Origin of the sequence: Segatella hominis, assembly GCF_004535825.1 — a bacterium.
Lineage (GTDB): Bacteria > Bacteroidota > Bacteroidia > Bacteroidales > Bacteroidaceae > Prevotella > Prevotella hominis.
Genome location: NZ_SGVY01000142.1, coordinates 1 through 296, shown reverse-complemented (window position 1 = coordinate 296; position 296 = coordinate 1). Strand labels below are relative to the sequence as shown.

1 pseudogene is annotated in these 296 nt (G+C 47.0%); it reads right to left on the bottom strand.

Annotation, left to right across the window (positions count from 1 at the left end):
• A pseudogene (locus EXN75_RS17520) lies at window positions 1–296 on the bottom strand (transposase); the annotation flags it as partial.

The following is a 296-nucleotide window of genomic DNA, read 5'->3' as shown; positions in this document are numbered from 1 at the left end:
TCCTTAGCTGATAGGCTTTAATGTCTTTGTCTTCAAAGTAACGCCAACCGGTTTTGTTGTTCCATGGGATTCTCCATCGCTTTCTAGAGCCCTGCATTGTGACAGCTTTGACGGCCTCATAGGTGTTGCCAGTAGCAATCTCCCTAATGGTAAGACCATCCTCGTCATGTGGTATCAGTTCCCATCTGCATCCACCTTGCATCTTGCCAGTCTTGAGCTGCATGGCATTGTGGTTCTTTGCAAACTCTCGATTGTCCGGACTTTGATAGGCCCCATCTGCATAAAGGTCTTCAATA